We start from the raw sequence: 17,408 nt of genomic DNA, 5'->3' as shown, positions 1-17,408 counted from the left end.
ATTTAGTCTTTAAATGGATTTTGGAGATGAGTTTCTTCAAATTCAGGTAATTTTAATTTCTTTTCTAAATCTCTTTATAACTAAAAACAAACTAAAAATTAATATTATAATTAAAACTGCTGTAATAACAAAAAGAAAAACTTGATTTATTCCAGTACTTATTTCACCAGTAGCAGGTAGCCAAAGATTAAAATGTTTCCATATTGGAATTGTTACATTACTTACAAAAGTTGAAGCCCCAATTAATCCAAATATAACCGTAACCATTAACCCTAATACTTTAAAATCCTCATTTTTTCTTTCATTAGTAATTTTAGCCCTTATATCCAACATTTCATTCGCATATTTGCGTTCTTCATCCCATTTTAGGATTTTATCCACAAAACTATATGTATTATTAAGTTCAAGAAATTTAGTAACCCCCTTTGTCATACTATCTAATTTTAACACATTCAACATTCCTTCAAGAACTGGTTCATAAGGAATTGATAATAACGATGATTTTTCAGCTATTCTCTTATGACACATGTACAAATAATTTATTGATTCGATCTGAACTTGCTTTTCAAATATAAAACGGTTCGTTGGATTATCTTTCATCACTTCATCTTGTTTAATCTTACTATAAACCACTAAACTCAATCCATAACTAACAAAAAAATTATAATCCTTATAAAAACGCAAGTCATCTCCTAAAATTATATTTAAATCTTTAAAATTTCCGTAAGTATTTCTTGCTAAAATTTTAGCTATATCCACTTTATATTTTTCAATTGTTTCAATGCTGCTATTAGTTAAATCTTCAAAATCTGTAATATAAACACTTGGACGGTTTATCCACTTCAAATTAGTGTAATTATGCTTATTTTCAGTTTTTTTAATAATATATTCAACAGATGAGATAATAAATCTCGTTATAATATCCAAATTCTTAATATAGAAATCATATTTACTAATATCATCTAAATAAGTCATAGGATAAATTAAATCTCTTTCTTCAACTTTTTCAGTATTTTTGAAAATTAACTGATTTTCTTCATCGATACTGTTTTTAAACCTAAAGTCCCATATTTTCCACTTATCTTTAATTGTAGGTTCTAATCTAAATTTTGCCTCTAATATAGCTAATTTTTGCGGAACCCCTATTCTATCTACTTTTTGTTCAACTATATTTACTAATTTTTCTATAAAATCATCTATTTCATATTTAGGCGGTTCATTCTCTGATTTAAGCAGTTCAATCCGAAAAGATACTTCCATTACACCATTATTATACAATTTTATTTGAGGATACAACACAATTGTTTTTCCATCTTTTTCCATATAACAAGAATTGATATACCCCCTAATATATGAAAACGAGTCTAAATACTCCTTTTTAAATATGATTAATTCATCAAAGCGCATAAGAGCCGCTATATTAGCATTATTTGATAAATATTCTGATTTTTTTAGTTTTTTCGGAATATTTATGTCAGATTTCCTATATTCTTTCTTTTCAGTCTTAATAATTCCACTTTCAACTCTATTTTCGTCTTTCCACCATACATTTCCATTAGAATGGCATACTAAAGTACATAATTCATTATCAACTAAACTTTCAGCAATATTTTCTAAATTTTTAATTTCATAAATAAAATACGTTAAATTCGAATTCCAAATATCCCATTCTTTGATTATCATTCCATCGCCAACATTTTAACTAACATTAAGACTTTAATAATATCTTCTAATATACTATCTATTTAAAACTATATGTTATTTTCATAATTGTTCTTTAAATTCATTAACATAAAATTTAATCATAATAGTTATTATTTACCAGTAAAAATCATTTTTATACTGTTTAAAGTCAAATTAATAAAAATAAACATAATTCAAAATCATGTTAATCAGTTGAAACCCATGGAGACACCAAAATGATCGAACTACTAATCGCAGGAATTACCCTCGGCCTATACGCCGGCTTCTCACCAGGCCCCCTCCTCGTCCTCGTAATCTCCCAAACACTAAAACACGGCTGCAAAGAAGGAGTAAAAGTTGCCTTCGCCCCTATAATCACTGATTTGCCCATCATAGTAGTAACTGTACTATTTCTATCATTGATCTCCAGTTACACTTCAATTTTAGGAGTTATTTCAATTTTAGGTGGCGTATATCTGGGATATATGGCCTACGAGAGCTTTAAAACAAGAGGTTTAACTGAAAATATTGACGTTGAAAAACCAAAATCATTCCAGAAAGGTGCAACTGTTAATTTCTTGAATCCTTCCCCCTATTTATTCTGGATAACCATCGGCGGCCCCATAATAATTAATGCTTACAGTGCAAGTGCTTTATCTCCATTTTTGTTTATAATTGGTTTTTATGCTCTTTTAGTGAGTTCAAAAATAGCTCTGGCCTATGCAACAAGCAAATCACGGGATTTTTTAACTGGAAAAACTTACATTTATACCATGCGAACTCTTGGGGTGGTGCTTTTGATATTTGCGCTTTATTTCCTTAATCAAGGTGTGCACTTGTTAATAAAGTAAATGGGCAGCCATATATCAATTTATTATGCAAAAAGATTTTGGATGGTGCTTGAGGTTGAGGCTAAATTCTACTCCCCGCCTCCACCGAAATCGCCTCCACCATCTCCGCTGTCAAATCCAGAATCAAAATCACTGAAATCCATGGAATCAAAGGTATCGAAAACGTCATAATCTGAAAATATATCATTAAAGCTGTCATCAAAGCTATCGAAGTCGTCAAAATCGTCGAAGTCAATACCGTCATGTGAATGTCTTGTAAATGCGCTGTACCAGCGAATATTACTGAATCTGTAGGCTACACCAACAACTGCTACGCCAATAAATAATGCAGCTATTTTTTTAGAGTTATTCTTAAACCATTCGAAGTAATAATCATCTGTTAGGAATACGTTTGATCCTCCCATCATGAGATATGCTTTAGCTCTTTGTGGATCTGTTTCTATCCAATCATCCAGATCTCTTCCTTCTTCTTTTAAATCTAAGATCATTTGTCGTGTTTCTATTCCTTTATCACTTAATGAATACTTTCTTCCTGAAAACTTCTTTTCCACATTAAAGAAACCCTCTAAAGACAGTGGTTCGAGCAGTTTTTTCTTGGCATAATTGTTCTTATGCGCCCTACCAACACGCTGCTGAAGTTTGCGAAGTCTCTTACTATCAGCCTTATGTGGTAAGTATTTTCGAAATACCTCTTCATGAGGTTTAAGAGGCATGTTGAAATTTTTCCCCTCCTCCAGATAAGTCTCCTTTACTATTTTTTTGCCAAATATGCCTTTCTTTTCAACTTCCTGGACATTTAATTTAAAAACATTTTTAAAAATAAGGTCTATTAATGTTACTTTAAACAGTTCTTTTGGTATAACTCCAAAACCATGGTATTGTTTATGATCCAAAATCACAAGTGATTCAGCAGGAGTTAAATTCAATGAAACTCTTTTTTCAGGATTATCTTTAAATTTATCAGCTTTTGATTCCGTTTCTTTTGTATCTTGATTTTCTAAACCCTTTATCATTGATCCAGACGTTTCTAAACTCACACCACATTCCATGCAAAATTTTGCATTCTCCACATTCTTTTTACCGCATTCTGGACAAAAATTGTATTTATTCAATTTTTTCACCACGATTTCGTATTAAATTCAATAAAATTATGTTTTTCCTCAAATTTCTGTATAGCCTATTAATATATATTAGTTTTGTTTTTCTGCACAATTTTATTAATCCTATATTTACAAAAATAGTTTTAGCCTAAGTAAAATGCAAATAACGAGATTTAACAACTATAAATATCTATATTTAGATAATACGCGTTCTTGGAATAATTTTAGTGATATTTACCCTTTATTTAATAAATTAAGGCGTGCAATTGATTATATAACCCTGAATAGTTTGGATTTATCAAAAAATTTCAATATATTTTCAGTTAAGTTATATCAAAATAGGAATATTTAATACAATCTTAAATTATATCAAGATTAAAATGTATCAAGGATGTTTTAAAGATGAACTTAAATTTTAAGGCAGTTATTGTAGGGGCCATTGTTGCTTTATGTTTAGCACCATTTTTAGATGTTTTAATCTTCAGTATCCTCGGTGGATTGGTGGTAGGTCTTTGGATTGCTGATAGTTATCTTGACGGTGCAATAAATGGAACAATATCAACGTTTATTACTTCCATAATATTTTTTCCAGTTCTACTTTTAATCTATCATCTCTCCATGTTTTATCTACAACCACTTGAAACAACTCTGTTATGGATTATATGCATATTATTAGGAGGATTAGGAGCTATTATTGGAGTATCTATCCGAAAACTGATAATTACAATGCAAAAATGGAGATTAAAATCCAAATTGAAAGATAATGGTTATTTACTCTGTACTAAATGTGGAGAGCATTATGAGCTTAAAGATGATGAGACTCCAAAAGAATATGCAAAGTGTGAATGTGGAGGTAAATTCGAATATAAAAAACCAGTTAAATCAGATAAGAAATCTGAAGATTTGGATAATTCCAGTATCAGGATAAGGATTATTGCTATTTTATCAGGCACAATAATCCTCTTTTTATTTAGTTTGTTTTTTAATGGTGAAGTTCATTTTTCTATTATTCTAGCCGGTTTTATTACAAGTTTTATAGCTGGGGGAAGATACAAAGATGGTATTTTTAATTGCGCAGTCGCCAGTTTAATAGGAGGAATATTAATTTTGATTTCCAGTAGTTATTTGGGATATTCAGTAGGTTACTTTGGATATTCCATAGATAACATGACTAACATGGCAGCTTATGCATATGGTTTCATTCAAGATGGAATTGCATGTGTTATTGGAGGCATAATTGGAATATACATTAAAAATAGAAGAAGAGATAAAGGGGTTTTAAAAGGGATATTCGTCTGTGAAAAGTGTAAAAGCTACTATGAACTTCCCCCCGGAGAAACCCCAGAAAACTATGACCTCACATGTGAATGTGGGAGTCGGATGATTCCTGCCAAGAAGACCTCTCTAATAGTGCTGGTTATAGGTTATATATTCGCCATTTCAGGTGGCTTCATTGGTCTATTCATTGGTTGGTATCTTTATACAAGGGATAATCCTAATGCAAAATTCCATGGCCGAAACATAATTATCATATCCGCCATATCAATAATAATTGGAATATTCTTGTTTTTTTTATATCTTAATTATAAATAATGGTATTTTATTTATTATCCTACCATGCAGCAACTACAATAGCTATATTTATGACAATATAGATCACTAAAAGCAGTACAATCGAAATCTTATCCATTACCCTTGACAACTTCTTCTCACCCTTCTTATCATAAAGGTACAATGAAATCGTAGATTCAACCAGAGTTATTAGAATCAAAATCAGACCTAAATCATTCACCATATCTGCCAGTGTCAGAACCCCTGTTTTGGGGATTAATTCTGAGGTGATAATATTATTGGCAACAGCCACAAATAAAGCACCAGATCCCAGTACAAAACGCGGATCAACTTCGGTAGGTTTTATAAGTAGAGCCAACAAAGCTGCTGTAACTGCAACAAACAAAGCAATGAATATTCTGAAATAAAATCCTAAATCCGGTCTTGATACATCAATACCTGCTCTAAATTGCGAGAAAGTGGTTGATCCATTTTCCAGGCGAGGATCTCCAAAATTAGACTTATAAGTATGGGGTTTTTCAATAACGGTTATATTACTAATTGAATAACCAGGGATCTGCACTCGGGAACTAATTTCCGAAGTATCATTTTCTGGCACATAGATTAAATTGGGTCTTTCGTTTTGTTCATCCTCAATCCCTATAGTGAGCACGTGGTTATCCACAGGAAACCTTAAAACATCGAAAAATTTGCTTATCTCAGCTGTAACATAGTAAATCTCGTAATGTTCTGTTCCACGGGTATAATTATCCTTTATTTTTTTATCTATAATGTTTCCATCAATAATCTGTAAGTTCTCACCCGGATTTACATTACTACCATTCCATTTAAACCAAATATAAAAATCAACCGTCCAAGTACTGTCTGATAAGGAAAAATCTCTTATTTGATCCACATAGATTCCAGTAACCACTTTAGTGATGTTGCTGTTGGTGGAGAGATTTTGTTCTGCAGGCGTGAGCCCTGGTTCATTAAGGTTGGGACTCATCCGCTCTACATGTTTAGCAATGTCAGATTGTTTATCTTCATAAACAACCCCCACCATATAGCTACCAACGAATAAAAAAATTAGAATAATTCCTATTATCCATAATTTAAGGAATCTACGTCCCTTTGGTGTGAGCTTTTCACCCTTTAAATTGGTTTTATTATTCCCCTGAGATTCGGAAGATTTATCAGACTTATTTGACAAAAATTAACCCCCACTATGATAAGAGTCAGAATGTTTGATTGATTTAATTGTGTACAAAGATACTTACCTTTTCTAATATTTAATTTCATCTCTTGGAGTTTCCAAGCAAATCTTTATATACTATTTCACAGATAGTTATTTCGATACTTATCGAATTATAAAAATATTTCACGGTGTACTTAATGGATACCAAAAAAATGGCCAAGGTTTTTAAAGCCCTATCAAACCCCAACAGGTTAGAATTATACCTACAAATCGTTAAAAAGCAAGAAGCTTGTTACGATGCAAACTGCGATTGCTTAATAAGTGATATCGCTAAATCATTGAATATTGGTGCGCCGACTATTTCTCACCACCTTAAAGAATTATCCAACGCTGAATTAATCTTTACTGAAAGAAAAGGAAAATATTTAGTGGCAAGAGTTAATGAAAAAATGGTTAATGAAGTAAATGAACTTTTAAAGCTGCATCACGGCGAATTATAATATTTTTTTAAAGCATGGTTCGAAAGTTATCAAATTAGTAAACTATAAATGATTAAAGAATTTGATTCGGGAAAAATGGAGACAATAAAATGAAAACTGCAATAATTTATATGTCCGTACACCGCGGTAACACTAAAAAAATAGCTGAAGCAATGGCAAACGCTCTGGAAGCTGATATATTTGATTTAAAAGATGTCAATCATGATATTATTAAAGAATATGATCTAATTGGCTTTGGTTCTGGAATATACTACTGGAAACCCCATAAAAAGCTAAGAAAATTTGTTGAAGAACTTGATAATGTAGAAAACAAAAAAGCATTTCATTTTTCAACAAGCGGCGATGGAAGATATTATGACTGGTTAGAAAAAAAATTATCCACTAAAGGTTTTGAAATCCTCGGAGAATTCCATTGTAAAGGATATTATGCATACTCAATTAAAGGAATAATCAGTCGCAAGGGTTTAAATAAAGGAAGACCAAATGAAGAAGACTTTAATAATGCAAGAAAATTTGCAGAGAGCTTAAAAGGAAAAATTTAAAATATCAATGATTAAAAAGAGGAGAAATGATGAAAACTGCAATAATTTACAAGTCCATACATCATGGAAACACCAAAAAAATAGCTGAAGCAATGGTAAACGCTCTGGAAGCTGAATTATTTGATTTAAAAGATGCCAACCATGATATTATCAAAGAATATGATCTAATTGGCTTTGGTTCTGGAATATACTTTAGTAAACCCCATAAAAAGCTAAGAAAATTTGTTGAAGACTTAGATAATGTAGAAAACAAAAAAGCATTTGTATTTTCAACAAGTGGAAGTAAAAAACCCTCAAACGCGCAGCGTTTGGGGCACCGAAAATCTTTCGATTTTCGAGCGTCCAAATTCAATGATTTATTGAAAAATGAATTATCAAAAAAAGGTTTTGAAATACTGGGAGAGTTTAATTGTAAAGGATTTGATACATGGGGGCCCTTTAAGCTTATTGGTGGTTTAAATAAAGGAAAACCTGATGAAGAGGATCTTAAAAATGCAGCAGAATTTGCAAAGAGTTTAAAGTAATAGGTTGGTTTAACTATGAGCACAGAAATCTATTATTTTTCAGGCACTGGAAACTCTTTAGCCGTGGCCCGAGATATTAATCAAAAATTAAATGGAGAACTTATTCCCATAACCTCCGTAATCAACAAAAAAAGCATAATATCTCCGGCAGACGTTATAGGAATTGTTTTCCCCGTTTATTATGAACCCCATGGAGGTGTGCCATTAATCGTGCGTAGATTTGTTAAGAAATTGAAAAATATTCAAGACAAGTACATATTTGCCATCTGCACATATGGCGCTGTTTCAGTCAATGCTCTGGACTTTTTAGATGATATCATTCAGTTACAGGGAGGTAAAGTTGCAGCCAAATTTACTGTGAACATGCCCAGCAACATGGGCAAATCTAAAGACATTAATCTAAAAAAACAGCAGAAAATGCTTCATGTCTGGGAAGAAAACATTTCATTGCTAGTTGAACAGATTAATAACCATGCAGATGTAAAATGGGATGCTCCCAATTTAGTCTTTGGTAAATTTTATAGTTTAATTAAATCTATTATCAAACCATTTGCTTCCTCATTTGAACATCCCACCTTAAAAAAGATTAAAAAGTACCCCGAATTATCTAAATTAAGTTATGAAGAGCTTTTACCCCATATGGATAAAACTTTCAATACCAATGAAAATTGTAATGGGTGTGGAACCTGTTCACAGATTTGTCCAACTCAAAACATAGTCATGTTAAATGAAAAGCCCTCATGGCAACATAAATGCGAATTCTGCCTGGCCTGTTTCCACTGGTGTGAAAAAACAGCTATCCAGACCAGCGCTATGCCTGAACTGGCAAAATATCATAACCCTCAGATTAAAATATCCGATATGTTAATGCAAACTAATACACTTAAATAATGTAAAAAAACTTTGAGGAGATAATATGGAAGATAATGACCTTTATCAGGTAATATTCAAACGGAAATCCATTAGAAAGTACGATTTAACCCCTTTAGATGAAGATAGATTAAAGGAGATTTCAGACCATCTTCAAACTCTAGAACCTTTGCATAAGGACATTAAAATTGAATTTAAGATTCTATCCCCTGATTTGGTCAAAAGAAGGATGATGAGAAAAGCACCACATTATATAGCCGTGTTTTCAGAACCCAAAGATGGTTACCTAAACAATGTAGGGTTCATGCTACAGCAGATGGATCTATTCTTTTCAGCTAATGGATTAGGTAGCTGCTGGTATGGAATCCCCCAACTCAAAAAAGAAGGTTTAAAGAGTTCAAATCTGGAATTTATCATGTTAATGTCATTTGGAAATCCCCAAGAATCATTACATCGAACTAATATTTCAGAATTTAAGAGAAAATCGCTGCAAGAAATAAGTGACATTGAAGGTGCTGATGAAATACTGGAAGCAGCACGTTTAGCTCCTTCTGCAGGTAATGGGCAGCCATGGTTTTTTACAGGTGATAAAAATGCAATTCATGCTTATTCTATTAAGCCAGGTTTCGTTCGGGGACTTTTAACTAAAAAATATCCGCCTATAGATGTGGGAATTAGTCTTTATCATTTAAAACTTGCAGCAGAGCATTTTGGTAGGGGAACTGAAATTGTATTTGATAAACCTGAGATGGACAATCTCAATGAATATGATTATGTTGCCAGTTTAAGGTTAAAATGAGTTCAAGGAAAGTTGACTCAATTGTAAAAGTCTTCGACCAACCATAATCAACCATATCATTAAAAGTACGCCAGATAAGACTGCGAAGATAAGAAGAAGGATAAGTTCTCCTGGTAATAGGATCATTCTGACATACTCAGCTAAGGAAATTGTAAATGCCAAAATACCAATGTACGCTGTTTTATTGCCGAACTTATTGCTCTTTAACATGACAGTCGACATAATAATCCCTGCAAATGAAATGAGCAATAGCCCCATGTTAAAACCTCCAACAGCACGTTGACCAGTATTAACCAGTAAAGACTGACCTGCTGCTAGTATCATGGACTTTTGAGCCCCTGTTGTCGCATATACAAATTGGTTGCTTAAATTAAGCATTGAAAAAGAGTTGTTGGTTGAAAGAAATATGGCTATCCCTAAAATAGCCATGAAGATAGCAATTATCATATAACTTTCATTAAATCGCCTTATGGCAAGATAAATGGCCAGAAACATTGGAAGAAAAAGAATGTAGGCTATAACTTCCAATAAATAAAAATCAATTAATCCAATAAGCTTATTGGTCTGAAGTAACGTAAAGTAATCCAACACAGTGGCAGGTTGGGGCCAGATGGTGAAAACAATAATTTCAATTAATAGTAGCAGTGCTGATATAATGGCTGCTGCTCCCCCTATTTTATAGAGACTATTCCAACGAAAATCTTGATCTGTATCATCTGAACTGTTATTTACACTTTTCATATCTTAATCCTCCAAATAAGATCTAGGAAGTGTCTGATTCTTGATTAATTATCCATTATATGCTTTCTTCAACGTTTTTATGTCAAGCTTCGTCATCTGCATCATAGCAGCCATTACTCTCTGGGATTTTACTGGATCTTTGTTATTAACCATTTCAGTAAATATTATAGGCACCACTTGCCATGAAACACCATATTTATCTTTCACCCAGCCAGGTCCTTGTTCCTCTCCCTCTTCAGAGAGTTTATCCCAATAATAGTCTATTTCTTCCTGTGTTTTACAGTTTACGACGAAAGATATTGCTTCAGTAAATTTAAATTGTGGACCCCCGTTTAGTGCAACAAATTCTTGTCCTTCAATCATAAATTTTGCAGTCATAACTGTTCCTTCAGGTACGGGGCCTCCCACACCATAACGAGTAACATTTACGACTTCTGAATTTTTAAAAATAGATATATAAAAATTCATGGCTTCTTCAGCCTGATTATCAAACCATAGAAATGGGGTTATTTTTTGCATATAACTCCTCCCAATCTTAAAATAAATTTTTATTTATTATTTGCCCTCACTTCATTTTCTTTCATTCTTGTTTTGACTATTTCTTTAACCAATGCTTCAGGAAGAGGTTTTTCTGCTGTAAATCGGATAGTTGCTCCAGAAGTATAAAATCCTTCTAGTTCACTTTTAAATGTTTCTAAAATGGCTTTGTTTACTACGATAAAACTACAATGATTTTTAAATGCGGCAAAATGGACCAATGATCCATGATATTTATAGCTTGGAATTCTATAACTGATTAATTCTTCAGCTTCGGGTGCTGCTTCCCTGATTGCCTTACGAATATTCTTAAGGGCTTCCTGATGTTTTTTTGGAGCTAATGATATGTATTCATCTATATCTTTTGCTGGAGCACTTTTTTGTGTTTCTTCTTTAACTCCTTCTTTCATGACATTCCATTTGTAACTTAAATTATAAATTATTTTCAATATGTTAGCTTATCTTCATTAGACCCAATTCCAGGCATACCAAACGGTCATTACATTAAATCCAAGCCCTACAACTATCAAAAATTTGTCATAAGCTGAAGGGTATGTGGGTAATCCCATGAGATTAAAAACAAAGAAGAATATTGCTACGATGATGTTAGCCCAGCGATTTACTGGATAAGGCAATATCAAAGATAATATAACCATTATAATCGGAATCACCATTAATATTGCGACTCCAAACCACTGCATTTGAGTAAGTTTTATGCCCTTTTTTTCTGATTCTTTAAAATCACCACTACATATCCGCAACACATCCCCATAAAGATAAACCAGCACTAAAGCTATCCATGATGCTGAAAGTATTATCTGAACATCTTCCATGATTTAATCTCCTTATAATTTATTTATAATCTTTTTTCAGTTTTTGAGCAAACTCTTCTGCATTTTTGAGGTCTTGAGCATTAGGTCTACCCTTATTCATTCCCCCAAATAGTCGAAGAAAACTATTGGTGTTAAAACCTTTACATTGGAATTCATCCACAATAGTGTAACCTTTTGATTCCAGTTTTTCCCGTATTGTTGCATGATCTTTGGAGGCTTTGGATTTTCCAGTTATTCCCGCAGTTGAGAAGAGGAATGCTTTCATACCAGTGACTTGTGGTAGCTCATCAGCAAGTTCAAGTATAGATTCATCGTGTTTTGCACTGTAAATCCCTGAGCCAAAACCCACCAAATCATAACCTTGAAGTTCTTCAGGCTTTATTTCCTTTGGATTTTTTATTTCAGCATCAAAAATTTTTGCAAAGACTTTAGCAATCTTCTCAGTGTTATGATGATGGTATGAATACAAAACTAAAAGAGTTTTCATTGTCCACACATCCTTTGTTCTTTAAATTTATTTTCCATTTTTTCACCTTATTTTTTTAATCAGATTTTTTATCAATAATGTTATTTCATCCTTGATCCAAGCATTTTACTGCCATATTATGTTTTATTGCTTGTAAATAACCAGGCTATTTCTGTAAGAGGAAAAATCTCCCGAAATTTATAACTCCCTCATCAAGAAGCCGGAACCCTACCTGTTCAAATAGGGATCTCCATTCTTTATTTGAGGTGAGTATTAAAGAGAACACACTCATGACTGCGAATGTTTGTAGGCTGGGAGTGGGAACTATAATCAATATTTTCCCCCCTGGCTTAAGCACTCTGAATAACTCCTTTAATCCTGTAATTTTTGCTTTACCTAGATTATTCAACAACAAGACGCTGATAACTGTGTTAAAAGTGTTATTCTCAAATTCAAGATTTGTCACGTCTCCTTTTACGATTCGAACCCTGCCAGTTATTTCAGCAATTTCCAGGTTTTTCTCAAGCAATTTTCGACTAGCGATATCCTCTCCTGATTCAAAAAGGTCCAGGGCAACTATTTGCCCATTTTTTGACACCTTACTCAACTCTATAGTACCCCTGCCAGAACCACATCCTGCATCAAGGATAAGATCCTCATCTGAAGAAAATAAATCAACAAAGGGAAGTGTCATATTATCAGTTTTTGAAAAGTTCCTGGTGACATATGTTCCTATGAAGAAATTTGCTGATAGCAAAAGTAGCGGCAATGCCAGCACTTGAATATATGGTGACTCAAAATAAAAAAATACCTCCATACTGGCTATGAAAAATCCCAATCCTAAAATCCAGGGAAAGTTCTCAAATAAACGAGACCCCCCGAAATCAAATTTTTCTTCTTTAATAATTTCCCCCCCTCTTTTATTCCCACAGTTATTCCTGTTTTTCTATATGAATCCATTTTATCACTTTTTAACATTTTTAACTATCAGGTTCCACAGTTATGACCACATTCCCCTTTTTGTGTCCTTGATCCACATACCTGTGGGCATCTATAATTTGTTCCAGAGTATAGGTTCTATCAATTACCGGTTTTATCTTTTCTGCTTCAACGAGTTCTTTGAGGAACAAGAGATTTTCAGTCTGGGGGATTGCTGTACCACCAATTAGTGTCTTGCTGCTGGTCAGTCCATTCCATTCCATTTGAATACTTACTGCCGGTGTAGCAACAACTTGAAGATAAGTTCCTTCCTCCTTTAAAGATCTCATGCAATCAGATAACGAAGCCTTACCCACAGTGTCCAAAATCACGTCGTATATCTCCCCATTTTTGCTGAAATCTTCCTTAGTATAATCAATTACATTATCTGCGCCCATTGACTTCACTAAATCTATATTTGTAGTGCTGCATACTCCAGTGACTTCTGCACCAAAGTATTTGGCAAGCTGGACCGCATAAGTACCTACACTGCCAGAAGCACCATAAATAAGCACTTTTTGCCCCTTCTGGATGTTGGCCTGTTTTATAAAATGTAAGGCAGTATTGCCTCCAAATGAGACTGCTGCTGCTTCTTCAAATGTCAAATTTTCCGGTTTTATTGCTACTGCCGAATCACCGGGTAAACAAGCGTATTCCGCATAACCACCCCCATGGTGTCCTGGATATGCAAAAACCTGGTCTCCCTTCTTAAAATTTTTTACATCTTTACCCACGGATTCAATTTCACCCGCTAATTCTCCCCCAAGTATTTCCGTTTTAGGCCCTCTAAAGCCAAGAGCTATTCGAGCAAATAGCCAATAAGAGAGAGGAACTAGGAAACCCCTCATTCTCACATCTGCCGCTGTCACAGTTGTGGCATGTACTTTTACAAGTATCTCATTGTCCTTAGGGGTGGGTCTTTCTATCTCCTTTATCTGTAAAACTTCAGGTGGTCCGTATTTTTCGTAAACTATTGCTTTCATCGGCTTACTCCCCATTACAAAAAGTATAAAATAAATTTAAAATTTTTCTCGATTATTTCCCATTATCTAGATTTTTGGTCTCAGAAGTCCCTGACCCTTTAATAGGGCCAGGAAATGTTCACCGACAACAAGAACCTATTGCTATATATCACAGAGGCGGCGTGAAATCCATCAGCACTTAATGGTCCTTGAGAGTGGTTTTAATGACTTCATTGACTTTAAAGACTTTCCATGTCTATAAAAGTGCTTTCATTCTTTTTGAAACATTTATTCCATATCTAATTTAATGGATCCAATCTTAGGTGCCAGGTAGTTGTATAAAAGCGCGATTAATGCGGTTTCTATGAAATACTGCACAAAATTTGTTATAAATTCTCCGTAATTCTTGGATAAAATACCGAAAACAAGCCCTAATAACGCGTACGCAATTGCTACCGCCAGTGCGGTTGGTATTACAGGTATGTGTTTAAGTTCGTGTAAGTTTCCAGTGATTTGGTTGAATTCTAATTGGATTTTAGCTACTCTGGTAGCTATGTAGTTGTAGAATATTGCAAATAAAGCAGTCCAAATAAACCCGAATACAAATACCATTATAGGTAGTCCGACTATTAACGCCAGAGACATTATTATCCCTATTGCTCCAAATTCTACACCTGTTGGCATGGCTGCCCCAGTAGCGTTGGTGAAATTTGCTGTTATATTGGCGGCTTCAGGCAATGTGCTGATTAATGAAAACATAGGTGAAATCACCGCTGCCAGTACTAAACCTGCGATAAAAGCCCATACTGCCCCAATAGCTGAAAGGATTAAGGCATATGAAATAACAGGGATTTTTACTACCTCTTTATCCTCTAATTCTAATTTTATACCACCCAATTTAGGTACTAATGCGTTGTAAAGCATTGCTGAAAAAAAGCTTATTACTATTGTACTGAAAAACGCGCCTATTGGAAAGAGTATAATTAAAGGTATTCCTAATCCAGTTACCACATTAAATTGCCCTAATTGAGGCATAAAACCTGCAGCTTGCATGATTGTGAGTGCTATTAACATCGCCACGGCTGCAATTAATCCCAAAACTCCATATATTGATGCAGACATCTTGGTAAAAGGTGTCAGTTTAACCGATTTAATTTCTTTTATATCTAACATTTTTTTTAACCTCCAAAATTTTCTATTTTGGTGGTTCAGAAAAATGCATAGCATTTTTCTTTAACCTCCAAAATCTTTGATTTTGATTAACTCCATTTGAATTTTAAATCCAAATGCTATCTTTTTATTCAATATACGACTTAGTCAATTTGTTTCATTTTTCCTAAATCATTTATTGACTACTTAATTGTTGTTAAACCCCTTAAAAGTAGTTTTTCCAAAATTTCCTCAGGGTTTCCTCAGATTTACACCCAAATTCATTCCGAATTATAAGAACCATCGGATTATAAAAATAAAAACATGCTAAAGATTCTAAAATAAATAAGTCATTCGAAAAAAGATTTAAACATAAAAAAAATCAAAATTATTCCCTTGTTATCATTAAAAGCAGTGCTAGAGCCGTGAATTCGAGTCCTAAAAATATTAAAGGAAAAACAGCGTTGATAACGGTTTCAGGAAGGTTGAAGAAGAAATAAACCGAAAATAATATGTTTTGTGCCAGGAAAATCAATGAAAACAAAACTAGAGTTGTGGTGAATTTAGATTTTACTTTCAAGTATCTTTCCAAGTATACATATAGCATACCGCCTAAAAGGCAGATATTGGCAATGCTGGTTATTAAAGCAGAATATTTAACCAGTATTAGCAAAGTAGGCACTATATTTTGTAGCCCAAATAGATTTATTTCCATTAACATGTTTTTACCTTCGTTTTCTATTATTTACCGATTTTCCTTGAATTCTTCCCAAATTTCTAAAAATGTATCATAAACACTTTCCATCTCGTCAGAAAGGTAATATAATGCACCATATTTCTCTCCAGTGGATTGTATTATCTTATTTTCGTCCAAAACATCAATATGGTGTCTAATTGTCTTATAATCAAGAGAAAGCTTTTCAGCAAGCTTATTAGCATTATATGGTCTGCTATTAAGTTCGAGTATTATTCTGGCACGGTTTTCTCCACCTTTACTCCCGGCAATTAACCACCACAAAAACACTTTCTTCATAAAAACCCCTTTGATCATATAATGCTGAAATAATTGTATCTATAAACCCAGATATACTTAAAATTTACCTAGATCCTCTCTTTAAATAGTTTAGTCTAAATGCATTTAAAAACTATTCACATTTACATTATTTGAAAATAAACTAAAAAATTAGATATTTTTAAGAAATTCCAGTATAGCATTAACTGTTTCATTTTGCTGCTGTTCTCTGGTTATGGTACTGTTATTATCACCAGTTTGCACCCCATAATCGCCGAAATTGTAGTGGTTACCTCCAGGAATGGTGATAAATGTCGTATTGACCGGGAATTTATCCAGATTTTTGGAGATATCTCCTGCTTTGGCAAGTCCGTCAAGGGAGCCTCTAATTGATAATGCTTTAAAAGTGGCGTTTGAAGCATTTGTTGAAGGATAGGCAGCTAAATAAATAACTCCTTTAATCTTATCTTGATGGTTTACAGCATATTCTGAGGCAAAGACACCTCCAAGTGAATGACCTCCAATTACCCACGTTTTTATTTCTTCATGACTAGCTATGATTTCATCAGCTTTATTACTGCCAAAAAAAGCTAAATTAAGGGGCATTTTAGCAATTATTGTAGTGTAACCATTTTGAACGAGCTTAGAAGCTAAAACTGCGTAAGCTTCCGGCTGAACTTTACCCCCCTGGTAAAATATTACTCCAGTGGTGCTCTTGTTTGCTGTAGGTGTGAATGTAATTGAATTATCAGTATTAACCACAGTATAAGCATTTGTTGATTTAAGAGCATTTATTGCAATATTATCTGCATGATAATAGTCAGAAACATAATAAACAAACCCTACTATTGCAATTAGAAAGATTGCTAAAACTATTATTAGAATTAACCTTTTTCTAGATTGTAAAAAATTCATGTTCAGTCCCTTCTTTTATATCCTATTCTATTGATATCATATTTAATTTGGGTTTTAAATTAAATGAATCAAAGCTAATTTAGAGCAGAAAATTCTTTTTCAATAAATTTATATAATAGTTAGTTTCATAAAACTAATTATATGGAAAAAGGAGTTAAACCTTGTAAATAACATGTTAATTTCACAAAAATCAGATA

21 protein-coding genes are annotated in these 17,408 nt (G+C 33.2%); 7 read left to right on the top strand and 14 right to left on the bottom strand.

All coding sequences use genetic code 11. The features are described 5' to 3' along the window. Window positions 1–42 precede the first annotated feature (42 nt). Complete coding sequence (locus tag HZC47_01870) at window positions 43–1,683, bottom strand: hypothetical protein (GenBank protein ID MBI5679633.1); 1,641 nt, start codon at window positions 1,681–1,683, stop codon at window positions 43–45. Between the two features lie 236 nt (window positions 1,684–1,919). Here HZC47_01870 and HZC47_01865 point away from each other — a divergent pair, with 236 nt between their 5' ends. Then, complete coding sequence (locus HZC47_01865) at window positions 1,920–2,534, top strand: LysE family translocator (GenBank protein MBI5679632.1); 615 nt, start codon at window positions 1,920–1,922, stop codon at window positions 2,532–2,534. 68 nt (window positions 2,535–2,602) lie between these two features. Here HZC47_01865 and HZC47_01860 read toward each other — a convergent pair whose 3' ends face one another. After that, window positions 2,603–3,646: a zinc ribbon domain-containing protein gene (locus tag HZC47_01860; GenBank protein ID MBI5679631.1), complete on the bottom strand. Its 1,044-nt coding sequence runs from the start codon at window positions 3,644–3,646 to the stop codon at window positions 2,603–2,605. A gap of 390 nt (window positions 3,647–4,036) precedes the next feature. On the opposite strand from HZC47_01860, the gene HZC47_01855 reads away from it, so the two are divergent. Then, entirely contained in the window at window positions 4,037–5,227 is a 1,191-nt protein-coding gene (locus HZC47_01855; GenBank protein MBI5679630.1) for a DUF5518 domain-containing protein, read from the top strand. 19 nt (window positions 5,228–5,246) lie between these two features. Here HZC47_01855 and HZC47_01850 read toward each other — a convergent pair whose 3' ends face one another. After that, on the bottom strand, window positions 5,247–6,398 hold the full coding sequence (locus tag HZC47_01850; protein MBI5679629.1) for a hypothetical protein: 1,152 nt from the start codon (window positions 6,396–6,398) through the stop codon (window positions 5,247–5,249). A 182-nt stretch (window positions 6,399–6,580) separates the two neighbouring features. Here HZC47_01850 and HZC47_01845 point away from each other — a divergent pair, with 182 nt between their 5' ends. The 5 genes from HZC47_01845 to HZC47_01825 all read left to right on the top strand — a co-directional run bounded on the left by HZC47_01845 (window position 6,581) and on the right by HZC47_01825 (window position 9,618). Next, window positions 6,581–6,883: a winged helix-turn-helix transcriptional regulator gene (locus tag HZC47_01845; protein ID MBI5679628.1), complete on the top strand. Its 303-nt coding sequence runs from the start codon at window positions 6,581–6,583 to the stop codon at window positions 6,881–6,883. A gap of 89 nt (window positions 6,884–6,972) precedes the next feature. Then, entirely contained in the window at window positions 6,973–7,425 is a 453-nt protein-coding gene (locus tag HZC47_01840) for a flavodoxin family protein (protein ID MBI5679627.1), read from the top strand. A 29-nt stretch (window positions 7,426–7,454) separates the two neighbouring features. Next, window positions 7,455–7,949, top strand: a complete 495-nt coding sequence (locus HZC47_01835) for a flavodoxin family protein (protein MBI5679626.1) — start codon at window positions 7,455–7,457, stop codon at window positions 7,947–7,949. Window positions 7,950–7,964: 15 nt separating this feature from the next. Beyond that, window positions 7,965–8,840 (top strand): 4Fe-4S binding protein, encoded by an 876-nt coding sequence (locus tag HZC47_01830; GenBank protein ID MBI5679625.1) that lies wholly within the window; start codon window positions 7,965–7,967, stop codon window positions 8,838–8,840. A 25-nt stretch (window positions 8,841–8,865) separates the two neighbouring features. Further along, a complete protein-coding gene (locus HZC47_01825; protein ID MBI5679624.1) occupies window positions 8,866–9,618 on the top strand; it encodes a nitroreductase in 753 nt (250 codons plus the stop codon). Here HZC47_01825 and HZC47_01820 read toward each other — a convergent pair. From HZC47_01820 to HZC47_01770, 11 genes are all read right to left on the bottom strand, one after another. Further along, entirely contained in the window at window positions 9,610–10,359 is a 750-nt protein-coding gene (locus tag HZC47_01820) for a DUF4386 family protein (GenBank protein ID MBI5679623.1), read from the bottom strand. The genes HZC47_01825 and HZC47_01820 overlap by 9 nt on opposite strands. Window positions 10,360–10,407: 48 nt before the next feature. Then, window positions 10,408–10,878 carry a VOC family protein gene (locus HZC47_01815; GenBank protein ID MBI5679622.1) on the bottom strand — a complete coding sequence of 157 codons (471 nt, stop codon included), beginning with the start codon at window positions 10,876–10,878 and terminating at the stop codon, window positions 10,408–10,410. Between the two features lie 29 nt (window positions 10,879–10,907). Continuing rightward, complete coding sequence (locus tag HZC47_01810) at window positions 10,908–11,306, bottom strand: DUF1801 domain-containing protein (GenBank protein MBI5679621.1); 399 nt, start codon at window positions 11,304–11,306, stop codon at window positions 10,908–10,910. 57 nt (window positions 11,307–11,363) lie between these two features. After that, the gene (locus HZC47_01805; GenBank protein MBI5679620.1) at window positions 11,364–11,729 is read right to left on the bottom strand and encodes a hypothetical protein; all 366 of its coding nucleotides are present in this window, start codon (window positions 11,727–11,729) and stop codon (window positions 11,364–11,366) included. 19 nt (window positions 11,730–11,748) lie between these two features. Then, entirely contained in the window at window positions 11,749–12,216 is a 468-nt protein-coding gene (locus tag HZC47_01800) for a flavodoxin family protein (GenBank protein MBI5679619.1), read from the bottom strand. 145 nt (window positions 12,217–12,361) lie between these two features. Next, window positions 12,362–13,033 (bottom strand): class I SAM-dependent methyltransferase, encoded by a 672-nt coding sequence (locus tag HZC47_01795; protein MBI5679618.1) that lies wholly within the window; start codon window positions 13,031–13,033, stop codon window positions 12,362–12,364. A gap of 142 nt (window positions 13,034–13,175) precedes the next feature. Beyond that, window positions 13,176–14,156 carry an NAD(P)-dependent alcohol dehydrogenase gene (locus tag HZC47_01790; GenBank protein ID MBI5679617.1) on the bottom strand — a complete coding sequence of 327 codons (981 nt, stop codon included), beginning with the start codon at window positions 14,154–14,156 and terminating at the stop codon, window positions 13,176–13,178. A 267-nt stretch (window positions 14,157–14,423) separates the two neighbouring features. Continuing rightward, window positions 14,424–15,308 (bottom strand): hypothetical protein, encoded by an 885-nt coding sequence (locus HZC47_01785; protein MBI5679616.1) that lies wholly within the window; start codon window positions 15,306–15,308, stop codon window positions 14,424–14,426. Between the two features lie 364 nt (window positions 15,309–15,672). Beyond that, complete coding sequence (locus HZC47_01780) at window positions 15,673–16,005, bottom strand: hypothetical protein (protein ID MBI5679615.1); 333 nt, start codon at window positions 16,003–16,005, stop codon at window positions 15,673–15,675. Between the two features lie 24 nt (window positions 16,006–16,029). Next, a complete protein-coding gene (locus HZC47_01775; protein ID MBI5679614.1) occupies window positions 16,030–16,317 on the bottom strand; it encodes a winged helix-turn-helix transcriptional regulator in 288 nt (95 codons plus the stop codon). Window positions 16,318–16,467: 150 nt separating this feature from the next. Continuing rightward, the gene (locus HZC47_01770) at window positions 16,468–17,211 is read right to left on the bottom strand and encodes an alpha/beta hydrolase (GenBank protein MBI5679613.1); all 744 of its coding nucleotides are present in this window, start codon (window positions 17,209–17,211) and stop codon (window positions 16,468–16,470) included. Window positions 17,212–17,408: the final 197 nt, after the last annotated feature.

Origin of the sequence: Methanobacterium sp. (assembly GCA_016222945.1) — an archaeon.
Classification (GTDB): Archaea; Methanobacteriota; Methanobacteria; order Methanobacteriales; family Methanobacteriaceae; genus Methanobacterium_D.
This window is presented reverse-complemented; position numbering and strand designations above follow the sequence as displayed.